Consider the following 20,287-nt stretch of genomic DNA (forward strand, 5'->3'; position numbering starts at 1 on the left):
GGGCGACGGCGCTATCCATCAAAGCTCTAGTCCTCAGGACCGAACATGTCGAATTGCATCCGTATCGCCACCCGCAAATCCCCCCTGGCCATGTGGCAGGCCGAGCACACCGCGGCGCTGCTCAAGTCGCTCCACCCCGGTCTCGAGGTCGAGATCGTGGGCATGACCACCAAGGGCGACCAGCTGCTCGACTCGCCGCTGTCGAAGGTCGGCGGCAAGGGGCTGTTCGTCAAGGAGCTGGAGCAGGGGATGCTCGAGGGCACGGCCGATATCGCGGTGCACTCGATGAAGGACGTGCCGGTCGAGTTCCCCGAGGGGCTGCACCTGGCGGTGATCATGGAGCGTGAGAACCCCTACGACGCCTTCGTCTCCAACAACTACGAGGGCCTCGCCGATCTGCCCGAGGGTGCGGTGGTCGGCACCTCCAGCCTGCGTCGCGAGTGCCAGCTCGCCGACCGTCGTCCCGACCTCCAGATCAAGCCGCTGCGCGGTAACGTCAACACCCGTCTGGCCAAGCTCGACAGCGGTCAGTTCGACGCCATCGTGCTCGCCGCCGCCGGGCTGATCCGCCTCGGCTTCGAGTCGCGCATCCGCAGCTGCATCGATCCGGTCGACAGCCTGCCGGCGATCGGTCAGGGTGCCATCGGCATCGAGTGCCGCAGCGACGATCAGCGTGTCCACGACCTGATCGCCCCGCTGGCGCATCGCGACACCACCGACCGGGTGCTCGCCGAGCGGGCGATGAACGCGCGTCTCAACGGCGGCTGCCAGGTGCCGATCGGCGGTCACGCGGTGCTCGACGGCGATCAGCTCACCCTCAAGGGCCTGGTCGGCACCACCGACGGCAAGCGCATCCTGCGCGCCGAGGCCAGCGGCCCGCGTGCCGAGGCCGAGGCGATCGGCCTGCGCGTGGCCGAGGACCTGCTCGGCCAGGGCGCCGGCGAGATCCTGGCCGCGCTCTATGAGTCGCACTGAGATGGTCGGTTGCGATCTCGGTGGCCGCGGCGTCCTGGTGACGCGGCCGGCGGCGCAGGCCGACGGGCTCTGTACGCTGATCGCCGAGGCCGGCGGTCGGCCGATCCGGCTGCCCACCATCGAGATCGTGCCTCCCGTCGATCCGGCGCCCGCGCGGGCCTTGCTCCGCGCCGACTGGGATCTGCTCTATTTCGTCAGCGTCAATGCCGTCGAACAGGCGCTGGCGCTGGTCCCGGCGGCGGACTGGCCGCGCGCGGCGCGGATCGCCGCGGTGGGGCGGGCCACGGCCGAGGCGTTGGCCGCTGCCGGTCGCGCGCCCGACCTGGTGCCCAGCGACAGCTACGACAGCGAGACCCTGCTGCGTCATCCGGCGCTGGCCGAGATGGCCGGGCAACGGGTGCTGATCGTGCGCGGCGACGGTGGCCGTGCGGTGTTCGCCAACGCCCTCACCGAGCGTGGCGCCGAGGTGGCCTTCGCCGAGGTCTATCGGCGGGTGTGCCCGGCGCACGACGTCGCCGCGCTGTTGCGTGACTGGGACGCTGAGGTGGGGCTGGCGCTCGCCACCAGTAACCGCGTGCTCGACAACCTCGTCGAGCTGATCGGCCCGGCCGGTCGCGCACCGCTCCTCGCCACCCCGCTGGCGGTGATCGCCGAGCGCACCGCGCGCCATGCCGGCGAGATCGGTTTCGCGCGGGTCGAGGTCGCCGATCGTGCCGACGATCCGGGCATGCTCGCCGCACTGTGCCGGCTCTGCGCCGAACGCTGAGAGGCGATCGACCCATCGGGCGGGGCCGTCCGGCCCCGCCTTTTCCCATCAATCCCTGCCCGATCGTTCGGGCGTTCCCTTCGCCGCGATCACCCCATCGCGCTGCATCCGTGACACCGTCGCCGCGATCAGGTCGCCGATGGTGGTCTGCTCCGAGTCGGGCGCGAGTGGCGCCGAGCGGCCCGACCACACCAGATGGGCGTCCTCGGCGTCATAGAGGCTGGTCTCCAGTCTCAGCGTGTGCTCGCGGGCATAGTAGTCGGCGCCGCTCACCGCCTGATGGACCCGGGTGTAATAGGGGTAGAGCCTGCCGTCCTCGGCGAGTCGGACATGGCTGAAGGGGTTGATGCCACCGTCGCCGGGCTCGTCGCAACGCAGATGGATCACCACCACACCGGCCGCGCTCGAGCGCCCGATCGCCGCGCGCAGCGCCTTGCCGCGGGTGACGTCGGCCTCGGCGAGCAGGCGGTGCCCGGGCGTGACCTCGAGGCCACGCTGGCGCAGCTCGCGCGCGAAGTGCTCCTCGTAGGCGCGGCGCACCAGCGGGCTGTCGGCGACGCCGAAGACCACCAGGCTGGGGTAGTGGGGCGTGGGGGTGGCGAGGTCCTGCCAGGTCGAGACGATGCGTGCCGGGGTACAGGCGGTCGTCAACAGGGTGGCGAGCAACAGCGGGACAAATGACAAGACGACACGCATCGGGCGGGCTCCTCGTGAGCGACGGACGGAAAGGATCCGGAGTGTCGCCGCTCAGAGGCGTTGTCGACAAGCGTGTCTGCGCTCAGTTGCCGTGACTGGTGTCGACGAAGGCATCGGTGAACAGTGCCGCCGGGTCGAGGCCCCGGGCGAGCAGCGCGGGGCGGGCGTGCTCGATCATCGCCGGCGGGCCGCTGATGTAGACCTGGTGGCCGGCGAGGTCGGGGAAGTCCTCGATCACCGCCTGATGGACCAGTCCGCGGCGCCCGTCCCAGTCCGGCTCGGGCTCGGAGAGCACCGCCTGGTGGCCGAACCAGGGGTGCTCGGCAGCCCAGCGCGGGGCGAGGTCGGGGAGGTAGAGATCGGCGCGGGTGCGCGCGCCGCGATAGAGCAGCAGCGGGCGCTGCAGGCCGCGGGCGATGGCGTCCTCGATCATCGACTTGAGCGGGGCGAAGCCGGTGCCGCCGCCGATCAGGATCGCCGGCGCCGTGCTCGTGGGATCGAGCCCGAAGTCGCCGAGCGGGGCCTGGACGCGCAGCAGCGCGCGCTCGCCGAGGCGCTCGAAGACCTCGGTGGTGAAGCGTCCGCCCGGTACCCGACGGATGTGCAGTTCGAGATAGGGGCTGAGCGCCGGGGCGCTGGCGAAGGAGAAGGCGCGGCGGCTGCCGTCGCGCAGCAGTACGTCGAGATATTGTCCGGCGCGAAAGCGCAGCGGGTCGTGATCGGGGAGCTTGAGGCTGAGCCCCATCACCTCGGGGGCGAGCCGCTCGATGCGCTCGACCCGGCAGGGCAGGGTGCGCACCTGTTGCGGTTCGTCGGGCCGGGTGCGCGCCGGCAGGTCGAGATGCAGGTCGCTGCGGGGGACGGCGCGGCAGGTCAGACACTGCTCGGCGCCGAGCCCGGCGAGCGCCGGCGGCGTGCCGCCGGGGTAGTCGATCTCGCCGGCGCCGAGGGTTGCGGCGCAGCTGCCGCAACGCCCGTCGCGACAACCGTGGGGCAGGGCGATGCCCTGGCGCAGCGCGGCGTCGAGCACGGTCTCGCCGGGCTCGGTGGTGAAACGTGCTCCGTCGGCGTCGATACTGATCTGAAATCCCATGGTCCCGACCGTCTTGCAATCCGTCCTGCTCGCCGCCGATAGTGTCACCATCGATAACCCATGCGGAGTACGACAGGGTGAAGTTGATCCTTGGATGTGGATATGTGGGCACCCGGCTGGCGCGCCAATACCAGGCCGCGGGCGAACCGGTCAGCGGTGTGGTGCGCAGCGAACAGGGTCTGGCGCGGCTGCGCGCGGCGGGGATCGAGGCGGCGCGGCTGCCGCTCGGCGAGCCCGGTGTGGTCGACACACTCGACTGGGCCGGGGCCGAGGTCTTCCATCTCGCGCCGCCGCCGGGCGAGGGGCGAGAGGACGGCGTCACCCGCGCCCTGGTCGAGCATTTCGCGCGCGTCGGCGATCCGCGTCGACTGGTCTATGTCAGTACCACCGGGGTCTATGGCGACTGTGACGGGGCCTGGGTCGACGAGTCGCAGCCGTTGCGCCCGGTGGCCGATCGCGCCTGGCGGCGTCTCGACGCCGAGTGCGTGCTGCGCGAGTGGCGCGCGCGCAGCGGCGGCGAGCTGGTGATCCTGCGCGTGGCCGGGATCTACGGCCCCGACCGGTTGCCGCTGGCGCGACTGCGCAGTGGCCAGCCGCTGGTGCGGGCCGAGGAGGCGCCGTACTCCAACCGTATCCATGTCGACGATCTGGTCGCCACCTGCCGGGCGGCGATGGCGCGTGGTGGCGACGGCGAGGTCTACAACGTCAGCGACGGCCGCCCGAGCACCATGACCGAGTACTTCCGCGCGGTGGCCGACGCCGCCGGGCTGGCGCGCGCGCCCGAGCTGCCGCTGGCCGAGGCGATGGGTCAGCTCTCGGCGGGGATGCGCTCCTACATGGCCGAGTCGCGCCGACTCTCCAATCGCAAGCTGCGCGAATCGCTGGGGGTCGAGTTGCGCTATCCGGACCTCGAGGCCGGGCTGCGCGCGGCGCTGGCCGAGGCGTCCTGAGGGCGGGCTGCTATGCTTGGCGGTGGCCGACCGGGCGCAGGCCGAGGTGTCTGACACCAGGGAGCCGGGGCGCGATGCCGCGCCCCGGCAGTGGCGCCCGTATGCGTAACCATCCGGAGGACCCGTGATGAGATCGACCCCATCGCTTCGTCAGCGGCTGTTTACCGCCTGTCTGCTACCGCTGCTGGCCGCCCCGGCGCTGGCGCTCGAGCGCCAGGACTTCGACTACGAGACCACCAGGAACCTCTACAACATCTGCTCGGTCCCATCCGGGGACGCCCACGCGATGACCGCCGCACTGGCCTGTCGCGCCTTCATCGAGGCGACCATGCAGTATCACGACGCGGTCTCCGCCCACGAGGCGCTCGAGCCGCTGGTCTGTCATCCGCCCAAGGCCACCCTGGCCGATGCCCAGACGGCCTTTCTCGACTGGGCCGGCAAGCATGCCGATGAGGGAGCGCTGATGGACGAGGTGCCGGTCAAGGGCGTGGTGCGGGCGCTGGCCGAGCGTTATCCCTGTCGTTGAGCCGGTCAGCGGTGATCAGGGATGGTTCCGGTTGTCGGGCGCGACCGGCAGTTGGCGTCCCGACCTTTCCAATGCCTTGCAGGAGTCGAGCCGTGAAGCAGATCCTCTTTCCCGCCCTGGCGCTGGTCCTCACTCTGGCGCTCGCCGGTTGCGGCAATACCACCGGTGCCCGGGTGTCGAGCGGCACCGCCATCGGCGCGGCCACCGGTGCGATCATCGGCTCGTTCGGCGCCGACGCCGGCGCCGGTGCGTTGATCGGCGCCGGCGTCGGCGCGCTCGGCGGTCGCCTCGTCGACGAGCACGCCAAGGGCCACTTCGACTGAGTCGTCATCGATCGATCCACCTCGCCCCGTCGGTCGTGATGGCCGGCGGGGTCCACCCTGGAGTCCCGCCGTATGATCGCGCAGTTCCTCGCCGCCTTCTGGCAGGTGATGGTCGAACTCTCCCCCTCGTTGTTGCTCGGCCTGCTGATCGCCGGGCTGATGCACGTCTATCTGCCGCGTGGCTTCGTCCATCGCGGGCTCAACCGCCCCGACATGGCGAGCGTGACCCGCGCCACCCTGGTCGGGGTGCCGCTGCCGCTGTGCTCCTGCGGGGTGATCCCGACGGCGTTGGGGCTACGTAACGAAGGCGCTTCCAAGGGCGCCACCACCGCCTTCATGATCAGTACCCCGCAGACCGGGGTCGACTCGATCCTGGTGAGCGCGGCCTTCCTCGGCTGGCCCTTCGCGCTGTTCAAGCTGGTCGCGGCCTTCGTCACCGGGCTGGTCGGCGGCGGGCTGGTCAACCGCTTCACCCGTCCCGATCCGGCACCCGCGCAACAGACGGCGACGGATGATGACGGGGCGCGGCCGCGCGGCTGGCGCCCGGTGCTGCGCTATGCGGTGTTCGATCTGCTCGGGGCGATCGATCTGTGGGTGCTCGCCGGCGTGGCGCTGGCGGCGCTGCTCACCGTCGTGCTGCCCGCCGACTACTTCGCCTCGCAGTCCTGGGCCCAGGGGCTGCTCGGCATGCTGGTGGTGTTGGCGATCTCGCTACCGCTCTATGTCTGTACCACCGGATCGGTGCCGATCGCCGCCTCGCTGATCGCCTCGGGGCTGCCGGCGGGCTCGGCGCTGGTGTTCCTGATGGCCGGTCCGGCGACCAATATCGCCACCTTCGGGGCCGTCTATCGCACCCTCGGCGGCCGCATCCTGGCGATCTATCTCGCCGTGGTGGTGGTGATGAGCATGGCCTTCGGGCTGTTGTTCGACGCCCTGCTGCAGAGTCCGGCAGAACATGCCGGGCATCTCCACGGCGCCGAGGGCGACTGGCTGGGGGTGAGCGCGGCGCTGCTGCTCACCGCGCTGCTGCTGTTGCTCGCCGTGCGGCGCCTGCGTGCCCGCTTCGCGCCGGCGCCCGCCGTGGCCGCGGATCTGACCCTGCCGGTCTCGGGGATGAGCTGCAATCATTGTGTCGCCAGCGTTCGTCAGGCGCTCGAGCGCATCGACGCGGTCGAGGCCGCCGAACCCGATCTCGGCGCCGGGCTGGTGCGGGTGCGCGGCGCGCACCTCGACGTCAGCGAGCTGGTCGCGGCGATCCGCCAGGCCGGTTTCGACAGCGATCCCGGGCAGTCGCGCTAGCTGTGCACCCTGCCACCGTGGCCGTCCCGAACGGCTGCGGTGGCCTCGAATCGACTTATCCTTGACCAGATAATTTCTATGGTCTCTCGGTTGACGCCCCGTTCCCGATCCACTAGCTTTCCACCAGAGTCAATCGCGGCGCCTGCCAGGATCTCGAACTACCCCAAGCGAGCATTCAAGTGTTAAAGACACGTCGGAGTGTCTACGGGTTTTTCCTTTGGGATCCGAACTCTCCTGATCGCTTAGCCTGACCGTCTCCAGCTCGGTCGGTGTCGAGCGCCGGATGCGCTCCCATCCTTATCCCCGCATCGCTCCCTCTCTCCCGAACGCGCGTCTTTTCACTTTTGGTGTACGCATTGGCCGGTCGTGATCCCCGAGGAAGCGCCTTCCTCGCCGGGCCGCGGGCTTGGACATCGTCCACTGTCGGGATGGCTTGTGTGTTGGCCGACCGGCAGTTTTCGTTCGATCAACACACACGAGCCCGAGAGATAGCGATGAGGATCTACGTAGGAAATCTCCCCTATAGCGTGACCGATGACGAGCTGAGGGACATCTTCAGCGGATTCGGTGAACTGGCCAGCGCCGAGGTGATCAAGGACAAGTTCTCCGGTCAGTCGAAGGGCTTCGGCTTCGTCGACATGCCCAACAACTCGGAGGCTGACACCGCGATCAAGGCCCTCAACGAGAGCGACATGAAGGGTCGCAAGCTCACCGTCAACGAGGCCAGGCCGCGGGCGGAGCGCCCGCGTGGAGGGGGGCGCTACTGATCCCGCCGCAACCATGCCCACGCCCACCGGCCAGCCGGTCGGTGGGCGTCGGGGAGGGCGCTCAGGACGAGCGCCATCCTGCCGTTCACGCCTCGGGCAGTTCGATGCCCAGCCGATCCCACATGCGGTCGACCCGCTCGCGCACCGCCTCGTCCATGCGGATCGGCTCGCCCCACTCGCGGTCGGTCTCGCCCTGCCACTTGTTGGTCGCGTCGAAGCCGATCTTCGAACCCAGTCCGGAGACCGGCGAGGCGAAGTCGAGATAGTCGATCGGGGTGTTCTCGATCGTCACCGTGTCGCGCGCCGGGTCCATCCGGGTGGTCATCGCCCAGATCACGTCCTTCCAGTCGCGGGTGCAGACGTCCTCGTCGACGACGATGACGAACTTGGTGTACATGAACTGGCGCAGGAAGGACCACACCCCCATCATCACCCGCTTGGCGTGTCCCGGGTACTGCTTGCGGATGCTCACCACCGCGAGGCGGTAGGAGCAGCCCTCGGGCGGCAGGTAGAAGTCGACGATCTCCGGGAACTGCTTCTGCAGGATGGGCACGAAGACCTCGTTGAGCGCCACCCCGAGGATCGCCGGCTCGTCGGGCGGCCGGCCGGTATAGGTGCTGTGATAGATCGGGCGCTCGCGATGGGTGATGCGCTCGATGGTGAACACCGGGAAGCGGTCGACCTCGTTGTAGTAGCCGGTGTGGTCGCCGAAGGGGCCCTCCGGGGCCATGTCGTCGGGATGGATGTGGCCCTCGAGCACGAACTCGGCGCTCGCCGGGACCTGCAGGTCGGAGTCCTGACAGCGTGCCAGCTCGGTGCGGCTGCCGCGCAACAGCCCGGCGAAGGCGTACTCCGAGAGGGTGTCGGGCACCGGGGTGACGGCGCCGAGGATGGTCGCCGGATCGGCGCCGAGCGCGACGGCCACCGGGAAGGGCTTGCCGGGGTGGGCGCGCTGCCAGTCGCGATAGTCGAGCGCGCCGCCGCGGTGCGCCAGCCAGCGCATGATCACCCGGTTGCGATCGAGCACCTGCATGCGATAGATGCCGAGGTTCTGGCGCGGCTTCTCCGGACCGCGGGTGATCACCAGCCCCCAGGTGATCAGACGACCGACATCGCCCGGCCAGCAGTGCTGGATCGGCAGGCGCCCCAGATCGACCGCCTCACCGCTGAGCTGGTGCGCCTGGCAGGGCGGGTTGCGCCGCACCTTGGGGGCCATGTCGAGCACCTTCTTGAAGATCGGCAGGCTCTCCCAGGCCTGCTTCATCCCCTTCGGCGGGTCCGGCTCCTTGAGAAAGGCGAGCAGCCGACCGACCTCGCGCAGCGCCTCGACCGAGTCCTCGCCCATCCCCAGCGCCACCCGGCGCGGGGTGCCGAAGAGGTTGCCGAGCAGTGGGATCTCCGAGCCTTTGGGGCGCTCGAACAGCAGCGCCGGACCGCCGCCGCGCAGGGTGCGGTCGCAGATCTCGGTCACCTCCAGGTGCGGGTCGACCGGCTCGCGCACCCGCACCAGCTCGCCGCGCTCCTCGAGCTGGGCGATGAAGTCGCGCAGGTCGCGGTACTTCATGCCGCGATCCCTGACTGACGCAGCAGCGCCTCGGTGTCGGGCTCGCGCCCGCGGAAGCGCACGAACAGCGTCATCGCGTCCTCGGCGCCGCCGCGCTCGAGGATGTGCTCGCGGAAGGCGCGCCCGGTGGCGGGGTCGAACACCCCGCGCTCCTCGAACAGCGAGAAGGCGTCGGCCGAGAGCACCTCGGCCCACTTGTAGCTGTAGTAACCGGCGGCATAGCCCCCGGCGAAGATGTGCGAGAAGCCGTGGGCGAAGCGGTGGAAGGCCGGCGGGTGGATCACCGCGACCTGCTCACGCACCGACTGCAGGATCTCCTGGATGCGCCCGCCGCGTGCCGGGTCGTATTCGAGATGGATGCGGAAGTCGAACAGCGCGAACTCGAGCTGACGCACCATCTGCATCGCCGACTGGAAGTGCTTGGCCGCGCGCATGCGCTGGTAGAGGGTCTCGGGCAGCGGCTCGTCGGTCTCCCAGTGGCGCGCGAACAGGTCCAGCGACTCGCGCTCCCAGCACCAGTTCTCGAGGAACTGACTGGGCAGCTCGACGGCGTCCCAGGGCACCCCGTTGATCCCGGCCACCGCCGGATAGTCGACCTTGGTCAGCAGGTGGTGCAGACCGTGGCCGAACTCGTGGAACAGGGTCTCGACCTCGTCGTGGGTGAGCAGCGCCGGGCGCGCGCCGACCGGCGGGGCGAAGTTGCACACCAGATAGGCCACCGGGATCTGGTCGCGGGTGGCGCTGTGCATGCGATCGCTGCAGGTGTCCATCCAGGCCCCGCCGCGCTTGTGCGCCCGGGCGAAGGGGTCGAGATAGAACTGACCGCGCAGCGCGCCGTGCTCGGCGTCGCGAATCTCGAAGAAGCGCACGTCGGGGTGATAGGTGTCGAACGCCTCGACCTCCTGGAAGCGCACCCCGAAGAGCCGCTCGGCGACGCCGAACAGTCCGTCGAGCACGCGCGAGAGCGGGAAGTAGGGACGCAGCTCCTCGTCGCTGATCTGGTAGCGGTGCTGGCGCAGCTTCTCGGCGTAGTAGCCGACGTCCCAGGGTTCGAGCTGGTCGACACCGTGGTGTTCGCGGGCGAAGGCGGTCAGCTCGTCGAGCTCGCGCTGCGCCTGCGGCAGCGAGCGCTCGGCCAGATCGCCGAGGAAGCCGATCACCTCTTCCGGGGTGCGCGCCATCTTGGTCGCCAGCGAGCGTTCGGCATAGTTGGCGAAGCCGAGCAGCTGGGCCTGTTCGTGACGCAGCGCGAGGATCTGCTCCATGATCTCGCTGTTGTCCCACTCACCGGCGTGCGGGCCCTGGTCCGAGGCGCGGGTGGCGAAGGCGCGATAGCACTCGGCGCGCAGCTCGCGGTCGTCGGCATAGGTCATCACCGGCAGATAGCTCGGCATGTGCAGGGTCAGCAGCCAGCCCGGCAGCTCGCGCTGCTCGGCGTTCTGGCGCAGCAGCGCGCGCGCCGACTCGGGCAGCCCGGCGAGGCGCGACTCGTCCTCCAGGTGCAGCTCCCAGGCGTTGGTGGCATCGAGCACGTTCTCGGCGAACTTGCTGGTGAGCGCACTCAGCGACTGGCTGATCTCCTTGTAGCGGGCCTTCTTGTCGGCCGGCAGGTCGACGCCGGAGAGATGGAAGTCGCGCAGCGCGTTGTCGAGCACCCGGCGCTGGTCGGCGTCGAGATGCTCCTGGGTGGCCACCGCGCGATAGGCGCGGAACAGCGCCTCGTTCTGCCCGACCTCGGTGCCGTAGTCGCTGAGCTTGGGCAGACAGGCGTTGTAGGCGGTGCGCAGCGCCTCGCTGTTGAGCACGCTGTTGAGATGGCTGACCGGCGACCAGACCCGGCCGAGCCGGTCCTCGCTCTCCTCCAGCGGCTCGATGAAGTTCTCCCAGGTCGGCACCGCGATCTCGCGGGTGAGTCGCTCGATCAGTGCGCGACACTCGGCGAGCTGAGCGTCGAGCGCGGGCTCGACGTGCTCCGGGCCGATCCGGGAGAAGGCCGGCAGGGTCTGGGTTTCAAGCAGGGGGTTCGACATCGGGGGACCTGTGAATCCTGTGCAACATAGGGTCGGATATGGCGACTGCCGCATACCGCTTCCAGCGCGGCGGCGACCGGCGCGCGGTCCGCGCGCCCTCAGTCGGTGAGGAAGCCGCTGTTCTGCAGGGGGGCGATGCGCCCCTGCAGCGAGCGGATCATGTCCTTGCGGGGACGCGGGGCGAAGCCGCGCGGGACGCAGAAGTGATGACGCCACAGCGCCTTGCGGAAGCGTTCGTGGTCGCGCTCGCCGAGCGGCTGCCACTGCGGCTCGTCGAGCAGCACGAAGCGCCCGGCGGCGCCGTAGGCGTAGGTCTTGTAAGTGCCGCGCGGGGTGCAGCGCAGCCCCTCGAAGGAGAGGTTGCGGGCGCCGCTCGGCCCCTGGGCGACCAGGGTGTAGCGCACCACGCCGTCGTCGCCGATCTGCAGGTGACGGCCATCGATGAAATAGCGGAAACCGGCATGCGGTCGATCGAGTTCGAGCTCGATCAGGTCGGACTCCTCGGGCCAGGGCGGCGGCGGGGTGGCGCGTTCCTGCCAGCGCACGCCCTCGCGCACGCTCGAGGGCGTGGGCGCCTCGGGGTCGGTGACGAAGGCGTTGTCGGCGAGCGCGGGAGCCGGGCGCAGCAGCGCCAGCGGCAGCAGCAGCGGGAGCAGACGGTGGGGGCGGCTGATCATCATCGCTTCAGCGCGCCTGGGTCGGCCAGGGTTGGATGGCGACGGCCGAGATGCTGTTCTTCGGCGAACCCTCGATGATCTTGTCGCTGTAGCTCAGATAGACCAGGGCGTGACGCGGCGCGTCGTAGAAGCGCACCACCTGCAGGCTCTTGAACAGCAGCGAGGTGCGCTTCTTGAACACCTCCTCGCCGTCCTGCTTGCCGTCGCGCACCGCGTCGGGCAGCGTGATCGGGCCGACCTGGGTGCACTCGATCGAGGCGTCCGAGGTGTCCTCGGCGACCCCGACCGCGCCGGAGACCCCGCCGGTCTTGGCGCGGCTGATATAGCAGACGACACCGGGGATGTCCTCGTCCTCGAAGGCCTCGACGACGATCTTGTCGTTGGGCCCGAGGATCTTGAACTTGGTCGAGACGCTGCCGATGACCTCGGCCGCGAGCGGGGCGCTCAGGGCGAGTAGGGCGATGGCGGTCAGCAGCTTGCGCATGCGGGCGGCTCCTTGTGCGAACGGGTGGTTGGTCATCAGGCCCCGAACAGGCGGTCGTGTTCGCTGCGGCTGCGGGTGAGCGCATCCTCGATCGAGACGCCGAGGAACCAGTTGCCGGTGACTGCCAGCGGGGTGCCGGCGAGTGCGGCGTCGAGCGCGGCGACCCGTTCGGCGTGACCGGCGCGCAGCGCCGGCAGACGGTTGTGCACCCGCGCCTGGTCGAGCACCTGATCGGGGCGCAGGTCGAGGGTGGCGCAGGCGCGCGCGATCTGGGCCTCGGCGTCGAGTGCGCCGGGACGGAAGTGGAAGGCGAAGCCGCGCAGCTCGGGATCGGGGAGGAAGTCGCGCGAGACCGAGGAGTAGAAGGCGTCCTCGATCGCGATCAGCCCGGCCATCGGCTTGATGTCGACCTCGGCGGCGCGGAACACCAGTACCAGGGTCTCGATCTCGGCCATGCCGATGCCGTCGATCGCCGCGCGCGCCTGCTCGAAGCCCTCGGGCATCAGCGCGGCGGCCACCGGCGGCGGCACCGCCAGGGTGAGCCGGGCGGCGCCGATGCTCTCGCCATCGGCGAGGTGGACCCGGAAGCCCGCGTCGGTACGCGCGATGCGCTCGACCTCCTGGCCGGTGCGCACCTCGATCCCCGGCTGATCGGCGATCGCCTGGGGGATGGTCGAGAGCCCGCTCGGGAAGGTGAAGGCCTTGATCACCTCCTTGCGCCGCGGCTTGCGGCGGAACAGCGCCTCGGCCGGGTAGTCGTCGGCGGGCTGGCAGATCACCGCCTGGAAGGCGTGACGCAACAGGTCGTCATAGTTGCGCCGGCCGAGGATGGCGCTGTAGTAGTCGGCGACGCTGCGTCCGGCCTTGGGCTCGCGGAACATCCGCGGCAGCGAGCGGATCGCCTCGCCGAGGTGCAGCGCCGAACGGATCGGGCGACGCTTGCCGTCCTGCCACAGCGCATAGCCGACCTTGAGCTTGGGCTGGACCAGCGCGGTCAGCCCTAGATCGTCGAGGATGGTGAGCAGGTTGCCGTAGCTGTTGAAGCAGGTATGTCCGCCCGACTCGACCCAGAAACCGTCCTGGTCCTCGAAGGCCTGGCTGTTGATGCAGCCGCCGACGCGATCGCGCGCCTCCAGCACCAGGGTGGAGTGGCCGCGACGTGCGGAGAAGTGCGCGGCGCCGAGTCCGCTGATGCCGGCGCCGATGACGAGATGCTCGAAGTCGATGGTCATGGAGGGGTCAGTCGCTGCGTTCCTGTCGTTGTTCTTCGGGCTCGATGTCGACCAGCGAGAGATGATCGATGTCGGGCGTCGGGATCGGCGTCGGCGGCGGCTCGCAATCGGCCAGGGTCCAATCGGCGCCTTGCACCAGGGTCAGGTGGCTGGTGTCGATGGCGGGCATCTTAACCGTGCGCGAGGGTTCGAGGAAGCCGTCCTGTGGGGCCAGTGCCAGCGCCTCGCCATCGATCCGGGCGAGGGTCTCGGGGGAGCCGGCGGGGTCCTCCACCGGGCCGTCGGGCGCCGGGCGCACCGGTTGCGGGGCGGGGGCGGCGCGTTCGCTCGGGGTCACCTCCAGCACCGCGCCGGCCCGGCTGAAGACCTGGCGGTACTGGGCGACGGTGGCGGCGTCGACGCCGCGCTTGACCACCACCCGCTTGCCGCTGAACAGCCGCTCGCAGCCGGGACCGGCGAGCTTGAACACGGCGCAGAGCCGTTCGCGGACCTGGGCGGGGTCGGCGTCGGTGGCGATGGCGCCGGTATAGCAGAGATCGAAGAGTTCGTCGGCCATGGGCTCGCACCTGCGTGCGCCCGGCGCACGGGCGCCGGGCGCGATAGGTATCAGAGTGGCTTGGCCAGGGTGAAGGCACCCCGGATGTCGCCGGCGCGGTAGCCGCGCGCGTTGTCCTCAGGATAACGCTCGTCCAGGGCGGCCGCCACCTCGGGGGTGAGGTGATCGCCGTGACAGGCGAGACAGACCTCGGCGGTGGGGATCGCCTTCATGAAACGGAAGCGGCGGCCGTCCTCATCCTCGACCACCTCGGCGTGGGCGAGACCGGCCACCGACTCGCCGGCGGCGCGCTGCTCCTCGAACTGGTCGAGGATCTCGCGCTCCCAGGCATCCGGGGTGTTGCGCGCGGCGTTGCGCACCCCGAGGCTGGTGCGCCCGACCGACCAGCCGCTCTGCGCGCTCAGCTCGTCGGCGATCACCGGTGCGCGCTCCTCGCAGACCTCGATCGCGCGTACCGGACCGCCGGCCTCGAGCGCCTCCTTGAGCTCGCCCTGGAGGGTGCCGGCGAACTGCTGGATGAGCGTCTTGGCCTCGGCCACGCGCGGATCGGGCGCGGTCTCGGCGTGTGCGCCGGCGGCGATGAGCAGGGCGGGAGCGAGGGACCACTGGATCAATGTCTTCATCGGGCGATATCTCCTTGATGTCTTGGCAGCTGCGGGCTGGGCAGTGTGCCAGCTTTGCGTCGCGCAGGGTTTGACGGATCGCAGTCGGGGAGTTCCCGCGCACACTCAATGTGATTGACGGCGCGGCTCAGTCCAGGTGTGCCTGCAGCGCCGCCCCGGTCGGCAGCTCGGGGTATGCGGCGATCGTCTCCGGCGTCCCGGTCGCGACCAGCCGTCCGCCGGCCGCGCCGCCCTCGGGGCCGAGGTCGAGCACCCAGTCGGCGGCGGCGATCAGGTCGAGGTTGTGCTCGATCACCACCACGCTGTGCCCGGCGTCGACCAGCCGTTGCAGTACCCCGAGCAGACGTTCGACATCGGCCATGTGCAGCCCCACCGTCGGCTCGTCGAGCAGATAGAGGGTTGGGCGGTCGGTCAGCCCATCGGCGCCGGGACGCGCGCGCGCCAGCTCGGTGACCAGCTTGAGCCGCTGCGCCTCGCCGCCGGAGAGGGTCGGACTCGGCTGGCCGAGGGTGAGATAGCCGAGCCCGACGTCCTGCAGCAGGGTCAGCGGGTGATGGATCGCCGGGTGGGCGGCGAAGTGCTCGACCGCTTCGTCGACGCTCAGCGCCAGGGTCTGGCCGATGTCGAGCCCGAGATAACGCACCGCGCGCGTCTCGCGGTCGAAGCGGGAGCCGTCGCACTGCTCGCAGGGGATGCGCACGTCGGGCAGGAAGCTCATCTCGATGCGCTGCACCCCCTGGCCGTCGCAGGCGCCGCAGCGCCCGCCGGCGGTGTTGAAGGAGAAGCGCGCCGCGCTCCAGCCGCGGATGCGCGCTTCCTGGGTGGCGGCGAACAGCCGCCGCACCCGGTCCCAGATGCCGACATAGGTCGCCGGACAGGAGCGCGGGGTGCGCCCGATCGGGGTCTGATCAACCTCCAGCACCCGGGTGAGCGCCTGCCAGCCGTGGATCGCGCGACAGCCGATCAGGTCGCGTTTGCGCGCGCGCGTCGGCCGATCGGCGCCGAGCAGGTTGCCGAGGGTGGCGCCGAGCACCTCGCGCACCAGGGTCGACTTGCCCGAGCCCGAGACCCCGGTGACCGCCACCAGCCGTCCCAGCGGCAGCTCGACGTCGAGGTCGCGGAGATTGTTGCGGTGCGCGCCCTCGACGCGCAGCCGCTGGCGCTCGCCGGGGGCGGGGCGCGGCGGGCGGTCGCGACCGTGGGCGCGGGCGAGGTAGCGCCCGGTGAGCGAGTCGGGGTTGGCGATCAGTGCCGCGGCGTCGCCCTCGGCGATCACCTGGCCGCCGCGTACCCCGGCGCCGGGGCCGAGGTCGATGACATGACCGGCGCGACGGATGGTCTCCTCGTCGTGCTCGACCACCACGATGGTGTTGCCTTTGGCCTCCAGCCGTTCGAGGCTGGCGAGCAGCAGGGCGTTGTCGCGCGGGTGCAGACCGATGGTCGGCTCGTCGAGCACGTAGCACACCCCCTGCAGGTTGGAGCCGAGCTGCGCGGCCAGACGGATGCGCTGGGCCTCGCCGCCGGAGAGGCTGGGCGCGGCGCGGTCGAGTCCGAGATAGCCGAGCCCGACCTCGGCGAGGAAGGCGAGCCGGTCGCGCACCTCATGGATGAGATCGCCGGCGATCGCCTGCTCACGGGCATCGAGCACCAGCGCATCGAGCCAGGCCGCCGCCCGCTCGACGCTCAGTGCCGAGAGCCCGTCGATCGACTGGTCGTGGAAGCGCACCGCGCGCGCCACCGGGTTGAGCCGCGCGCCGTCACAGGCCGGACAGACCGCGGCCGCGCCGATCTCGCCCTCCTGCCACTGCGCCTCCTCGCCGCTGTGGCTGTCGTCGAGCCCGGCGATCAGCCGACCGCTGCCGAGACAGCTCGGGCACCAGCCGTGGCGTGAGTTGTAGCTGAACAGCCGGGGGTCGGGCTCGGCGAAGGCACGCCCGCAGTCGGGACAGGCCCGTGCGGTGGAGTGGACCTGCTCGGCGCCCCAGTCGCCGGCGGCGTCGAGCCGCGCCACCCGCACCACGCCCTTGCCGAGCTCGAGCGCCTGATCGAGCGCGGCGCGCAGCTCGACCTCGTGCGCCGGATCGACCCGCAGCGCGCCGAGCGGCAGCTCGATGTCGTGCTCGCGGAAGCGATCGAGCACCGGCCAGGGGTCGGTCGGCAACGCCGTGCCGTCGACCCGCAGCCGCTGCCAGCCCTTGCTCGCGGCCCAGGCCGCCAGCTCCTTGTAGATGCCCTTGCGCGCGCTCACCAGCGGGGCCAGCAACTCCACCCGCTCACCACGGTGCTCGCGGAGGATGCGGGCGAGGATCGCCGCCGCCGACATCGGCTCGATCGCCACCCCGCAGTCGGGGCAGTGCTGCACCCCGAGACGGACATAGAGCAGGCGCAGATAGTGATGGATCTCGGTGAGGGTGCCGACGGTGCTCTTCGCCCCGCCGCGACTGGTGCGCTGCTCGATCGCCACGGTCGGCGGGATGCCGTGGATGGCATCGACCTCGGCGCGCGCGGCCGGTTGCACGAACTGGCGGGCATAGGCGTTGAGCGACTCCAGATAACGCCGCTGGCCCTCGGCGAAGAGGATGTCGAAGGCCAGGGTGCTCTTGCCGCTGCCCGAGACCCCGGTGATGACCGTGAGCCGGTCGCGCGGGATCGACAGGGTGAGATCCTTGAGGTTGTGCTCGCGGGCGTGACGGATCTCGATCGCCGCGGGCGCGGTCACGGCCTGATCGTCGACGCCGCTCTCGGCGATCATCTGGGGAGCGGCCCAGCTCTCGCGCAGCGCCTGTCCGGTGTGGCTCCCGGGGTGTTCGGCGACCTGCCGGGGCGTGCCGCAGCAGACCAGTTCACCGCCGTCCTCGCCGCCCTCGGGACCGAGATCGATCAGCCAGTCGGCGGCGCCGATCACATCGAGGTTGTGCTCGATCACCAGCAGCGAGTGGCCCTGCTCGATCAGCCGCTCGAAGGCCTCGAGCAGCACCGCGATGTCGGCGAAGTGCAGCCCGGTGGTCGGCTCGTCGAGCAGGAACAGCAGCCCCGGCGCGTCCTTGCGCCGGCGCGCGCGCTTACCCAGATGGGCGGCGAGCTTGAGCCGCTGCGCCTCGCCGCCGGAGAGCGTCGGCACCGGCTGGCCGAGTCGCAGATAGCCCAGCCCGACGGCCTGCAGCGGGGCCAGGGCGCGGGCGATCTCGGCATCGCCGGCGAAGAAGGCGAGCGCCTCGGTGGCGCTCATCTCCAGCACCTCGGCGATCGAGCGCGGGCGCGCCTCGGGATCGGCGCCGGGCAGGCGGACCTCCAGCACCTCGTCGCGATAACGACGCCCGTCGCAGTCCGGGCAGCGCAGATAGACGTCGGCGAGAAACTGCATCTCGACGTGCTCGAAGCCGGTGCCGCCGCAGCCCGGGCAGCGCCCGTCGCCGCTGTTGAAGCTGAAGGTGCCGGCGGTGTAGCCGCGCGCGGCGGCCAGCGGGGCGCGGGCGAAGCGCTTGCGCAGCACGTCGAAGGCGCCGACATAGCTCGCCGGGTTGGAGCGCGAGCTGCGCCCGATGCTCGACTGATCGAGCAGGCTGACGTCGCCGATCGCGTCATCGCCCGCGAGGCTCTCGAACGCCCCCGGTGTGCCGTCGGGGTGGCCCTTGCGCTGGCACAGCGCGCGATAGAGCACCTCGTGGAGCAGGGTCGACTTGCCCGAGCCCGAGACCCCGGTGAGCACCACCAGCCGGTCGAGCGGGATGTCGACATCGACCCCCTTGAGGTTGTGCGCGCGCGCCCCGCGCAGGCGCAGCCAGCGGGTGGCCTCGTCGATCGGGCGCGCCGCGCGCTCCGGGGCGACGCGGCGGCGCCCGGCGAGATAGTCGCCGGTGAGCGAGTCGGGGGCCGCGAGCAGTGCCTGTGGGCTGCCCGAGAACACCACCTCGCCGCCGTGCTCGCCGGGCCCCGGGCCGATGTCGACGATACGGTCGGCGGCGAGCATCACCTGCGGGTCGTGCTCGACCACCAGCAGCGAGTTGCCGCCCGCGCGCAGCCGCTGCAGCACCGCGACCAGTCGTGCCATGTCGCGCGGGTGCAGCCCGATGCTCGGCTCGTCGAGCACGAACAGGGTGTTGACCAGCGAGGTGCCGAGCGCGGTGGTGAGGTTGATGCGCTGCACCTCGCCGCCGGAGAGGGTGCGCGATTGCCGATCGAGGGTGAGATAGCCGAGCCCGACCGCGCACAGATAGCGCAGCCGCGCGCGGATCTCGCCGAGCAGTTGGTCGAGCGCCTGATCGAGCCCGGCGTCGAGGGTGAGCGCATCGCAGAAGTCGCGCAGCCGCGCCAGCGGCAGACACATCAGGTCGTGCAGCGCGAGCCCCGGCAGCGCCGCCCAGCGTTGCGCCTCCATGCTGACGCGGTCGTGACGGAAGCGCGCCGCCACGGGCAGGGTGCGCGCGGCGAGCTCGGCGTCGCCGAGTCGCCAGTCGAGCGCCTCGTCTTCGAGTCTGGCCCCGTTGCATTGGGTGCAGGGCGCGTAGGCGCGATAGCGCGAGAGCAGCACCCGCACGTGCATCTTGTAGCTGCGCCCCTCCAGCCAGGCGAAGAAGCGGCGCAGCCCGTACCACACGCCGTCCTCCCACTCGCCCTCGCCGTCGATCACCCAGTCGCGGTCGGTCGCGGTGAGCGCCGACCAGGGGATGTCGGTGGGGAGGCCACGGGCGTGGGCGAAACGCAGCAGGTCGTCCTGGACCTCGGCATAGCTGTCGCTCTGGATCGGTTTGATCGCGCCGCCGAGCAGGGTCTTGGCGGGATCGGGGACGACCTGATCCCAGTCGATGCCGATGGTGCGCCCGAAGCCCCGACAGCTCGGGCAGGCCCCCACCGGCGAGTTGAAGGAGAACAGCCCCGGGCTCGGCTCGCGATAGCGGATGTCGCAGTCGGGGCAGTGCAGCTCGGCGGAGAAGCGCAGAGCCGGGCCGGGCGCGCGCGCGTCATCGAGCGGGTGGACCCGCACCCGGCCGTGGCCCTTCTCCAGCGCCGCCTCCAGCGCCTCCAGGGCGCGCGCGCGCTGCTCGGGGTCGATCCGCAGCCGATCCTGGATCACGGTGATGCGGGTATCGGTCTCCTCCAGCAGCCGTACATAACCCTGCTGGGCGAGCATCGCCCGCACCTGCTCCACCCCCAGCGATTCGGGCACCTCGACCTCGAAGCAGATCAGCGCGCGCGCGTCGCGATGGCTGGCGAGCAGGGCCTTCCAGATGTCCTCGGGGCGATCGCGCCGCACCGCCCGACCGCAGCCGTGACAGAACAGCCGCGCGGCGCGCGCGAACAGCAGCTTCAAGTGGTCGTTGAGCTCGGTCATGGTGCCGACGGTCGAGCGCGAGGTGCGCACCGGGTTGGTCTGATCGATGGCGATCGCCGGCGGGATGCCCTCGATGCGCTCGGCGGCGGGGCGGTCCATGCGGTCGAGGAACTGACGCGCATAGGGCGAGAAGGTCTCGACATAGCGGCGCTGACCCTCGGCATAAATGGTGTCGAAGGCCAGCGACGATTTGCCCGAGCCCGAGACCCCGGTCACCACCGTCAGTTCGCCGAGCGGCAGGTCGAGGTCGAGATCCTTGAGATTGTTCTGGCGCACGCCGCGCAGGCGGATGGTGTCGTTCACGGGGTTGCGGTGTCCTGAATCGGCGACGCCCCGGGTGTTTGCCGGGGCGTCGGGGTCGGGGTGTGGTGCGATCGGCACGGAGCGATGCCTT

The 20,287-nt window shown here is 70.7% G+C and carries 17 protein-coding genes; 7 read left to right on the forward strand and 10 right to left on the reverse strand.

Annotation, left to right across the window (positions count from 1 at the left end; all coding sequences use genetic code 11):
- The first annotated feature begins 45 nt into the window (after positions 1–45).
- Entirely contained in the window at positions 46–975 is a 930-nt protein-coding gene (gene hemC / locus EDC29_RS05080; protein WP_123140901.1) for a hydroxymethylbilane synthase, read from the forward strand.
- Positions 962–1,741, forward strand: coding sequence for a uroporphyrinogen-III synthase (locus EDC29_RS05085; protein WP_369957918.1), 780 nt, complete (start codon positions 962–964; stop codon positions 1,739–1,741). The genes hemC and EDC29_RS05085 overlap by 14 nt, the downstream gene beginning before the upstream one ends.
- Before the next feature lie 48 nt (positions 1,742–1,789).
- Here EDC29_RS05085 and EDC29_RS05090 read toward each other — a convergent pair whose 3' ends face one another.
- Positions 1,790–2,437 (reverse strand): hypothetical protein, encoded by a 648-nt coding sequence (locus EDC29_RS05090; RefSeq protein WP_123140903.1) that lies wholly within the window; start codon positions 2,435–2,437, stop codon positions 1,790–1,792.
- Positions 2,438–2,519: 82 nt separating this feature from the next.
- Positions 2,520–3,530, reverse strand: a complete 1,011-nt coding sequence (locus EDC29_RS05095; RefSeq protein ID WP_132228842.1) for a 2Fe-2S iron-sulfur cluster-binding protein — start codon at positions 3,528–3,530, stop codon at positions 2,520–2,522.
- 77 nt (positions 3,531–3,607) lie between these two features.
- Here EDC29_RS05095 and EDC29_RS05100 point away from each other — a divergent pair, with 77 nt between their 5' ends.
- From EDC29_RS05100 to EDC29_RS05120, 5 genes are all read left to right on the forward strand, one after another.
- Positions 3,608–4,480 (forward strand): SDR family oxidoreductase, encoded by an 873-nt coding sequence (locus tag EDC29_RS05100; protein ID WP_132228844.1) that lies wholly within the window; start codon positions 3,608–3,610, stop codon positions 4,478–4,480.
- A gap of 127 nt (positions 4,481–4,607) precedes the next feature.
- Positions 4,608–5,006 (forward strand): Rap1a/Tai family immunity protein, encoded by a 399-nt coding sequence (locus tag EDC29_RS05105; RefSeq protein ID WP_123140906.1) that lies wholly within the window; start codon positions 4,608–4,610, stop codon positions 5,004–5,006.
- A gap of 92 nt (positions 5,007–5,098) precedes the next feature.
- Positions 5,099–5,329: a glycine zipper domain-containing protein gene (locus EDC29_RS05110; RefSeq protein WP_123142744.1), complete on the forward strand. Its 231-nt coding sequence runs from the start codon at positions 5,099–5,101 to the stop codon at positions 5,327–5,329.
- 72 nt (positions 5,330–5,401) lie between these two features.
- Positions 5,402–6,628, forward strand: coding sequence for a permease (locus EDC29_RS05115; protein ID WP_132228846.1), 1,227 nt, complete (start codon positions 5,402–5,404; stop codon positions 6,626–6,628).
- Between the two features lie 494 nt (positions 6,629–7,122).
- Positions 7,123–7,395: an RNA recognition motif domain-containing protein gene (locus tag EDC29_RS05120; protein WP_005224745.1), complete on the forward strand. Its 273-nt coding sequence runs from the start codon at positions 7,123–7,125 to the stop codon at positions 7,393–7,395.
- Between the two features lie 85 nt (positions 7,396–7,480).
- Here EDC29_RS05120 and ubiD read toward each other — a convergent pair whose 3' ends face one another.
- The 8 genes from ubiD to uvrA form a co-directional block, all read right to left on the reverse strand.
- On the reverse strand, positions 7,481–8,959 hold the full coding sequence (gene ubiD / locus EDC29_RS05125; RefSeq protein WP_123139606.1) for a 4-hydroxy-3-polyprenylbenzoate decarboxylase: 1,479 nt from the start codon (positions 8,957–8,959) through the stop codon (positions 7,481–7,483).
- The gene (gene prlC, locus EDC29_RS05130; protein WP_132228848.1) at positions 8,956–10,989 is read right to left on the reverse strand and encodes an oligopeptidase A; all 2,034 of its coding nucleotides are present in this window, start codon (positions 10,987–10,989) and stop codon (positions 8,956–8,958) included. The genes ubiD and prlC overlap by 4 nt, the downstream gene beginning before the upstream one ends.
- Before the next feature lie 98 nt (positions 10,990–11,087).
- Positions 11,088–11,669, reverse strand: coding sequence for a CNP1-like family protein (locus tag EDC29_RS05135; RefSeq protein WP_223806107.1), 582 nt, complete (start codon positions 11,667–11,669; stop codon positions 11,088–11,090).
- 4 nt (positions 11,670–11,673) lie between these two features.
- Positions 11,674–12,150, reverse strand: coding sequence for a CreA family protein (locus tag EDC29_RS05140; protein WP_132228850.1), 477 nt, complete (start codon positions 12,148–12,150; stop codon positions 11,674–11,676).
- A gap of 35 nt (positions 12,151–12,185) precedes the next feature.
- Entirely contained in the window at positions 12,186–13,382 is a 1,197-nt protein-coding gene (locus EDC29_RS05145; RefSeq protein ID WP_123139609.1) for a protoporphyrinogen/coproporphyrinogen oxidase, read from the reverse strand.
- Between the two features lie 7 nt (positions 13,383–13,389).
- The gene (locus EDC29_RS05150) at positions 13,390–13,938 is read right to left on the reverse strand and encodes a hypothetical protein (RefSeq protein WP_123139610.1); all 549 of its coding nucleotides are present in this window, start codon (positions 13,936–13,938) and stop codon (positions 13,390–13,392) included.
- 50 nt (positions 13,939–13,988) lie between these two features.
- Positions 13,989–14,561 carry a Tll0287-like domain-containing protein gene (locus EDC29_RS05155; RefSeq protein WP_123142747.1) on the reverse strand — a complete coding sequence of 191 codons (573 nt, stop codon included), beginning with the start codon at positions 14,559–14,561 and terminating at the stop codon, positions 13,989–13,991.
- 127 nt (positions 14,562–14,688) lie between these two features.
- Complete coding sequence (gene uvrA, locus EDC29_RS05160; protein WP_132228852.1) at positions 14,689–20,196, reverse strand: excinuclease ABC subunit UvrA; 5,508 nt, start codon at positions 20,194–20,196, stop codon at positions 14,689–14,691.
- Positions 20,197–20,287 lie beyond the last annotated feature (91 nt).

Origin of the sequence: Marichromatium gracile (assembly GCF_004343155.1) — a bacterium.
Classification (GTDB): Bacteria; Pseudomonadota; Gammaproteobacteria; order Chromatiales; family Chromatiaceae; genus Marichromatium; species Marichromatium gracile.

Coding starts and splice junctions, on each gene's coding strand:
- EDC29_RS05095 (WP_132228842.1), bottom strand. CDS start 3,530: ATGGGATTTCAGATCAGTATCGACGCCGACGGAGCACGTTTCACCACC.
- hemC (WP_123140901.1), top strand. CDS start 46: ATGTCGAATTGCATCCGTATCGCCACCCGCAAATCCCCCCTGGCCATG.
- EDC29_RS05140 (WP_132228850.1), bottom strand. CDS start 12,150: ATGCGCAAGCTGCTGACCGCCATCGCCCTACTCGCCCTGAGCGCCCCG.
- EDC29_RS05145 (WP_123139609.1), bottom strand. CDS start 13,382: ATGACCATCGACTTCGAGCATCTCGTCATCGGCGCCGGCATCAGCGGA.
- EDC29_RS05135 (WP_223806107.1), bottom strand. CDS start 11,669: ATGATGATCAGCCGCCCCCACCGTCTGCTCCCGCTGCTGCTGCCGCTG.
- EDC29_RS05155 (WP_123142747.1), bottom strand. CDS start 14,561: ATGAAGACATTGATCCAGTGGTCCCTCGCTCCCGCCCTGCTCATCGCC.
- EDC29_RS05090 (WP_123140903.1), bottom strand. CDS start 2,437: ATGCGTGTCGTCTTGTCATTTGTCCCGCTGTTGCTCGCCACCCTGTTG.
- prlC (WP_132228848.1), bottom strand. CDS start 10,989: ATGTCGAACCCCCTGCTTGAAACCCAGACCCTGCCGGCCTTCTCCCGG.
- ubiD (WP_123139606.1), bottom strand. CDS start 8,959: ATGAAGTACCGCGACCTGCGCGACTTCATCGCCCAGCTCGAGGAGCGC.
- EDC29_RS05120 (WP_005224745.1), top strand. CDS start 7,123: ATGAGGATCTACGTAGGAAATCTCCCCTATAGCGTGACCGATGACGAG.
- EDC29_RS05105 (WP_123140906.1), top strand. CDS start 4,608: ATGAGATCGACCCCATCGCTTCGTCAGCGGCTGTTTACCGCCTGTCTG.
- EDC29_RS05085 (WP_369957918.1), top strand. CDS start 962: ATGAGTCGCACTGAGATGGTCGGTTGCGATCTCGGTGGCCGCGGCGTC.
- EDC29_RS05150 (WP_123139610.1), bottom strand. CDS start 13,938: ATGGCCGACGAACTCTTCGATCTCTGCTATACCGGCGCCATCGCCACC.
- EDC29_RS05115 (WP_132228846.1), top strand. CDS start 5,402: ATGATCGCGCAGTTCCTCGCCGCCTTCTGGCAGGTGATGGTCGAACTC.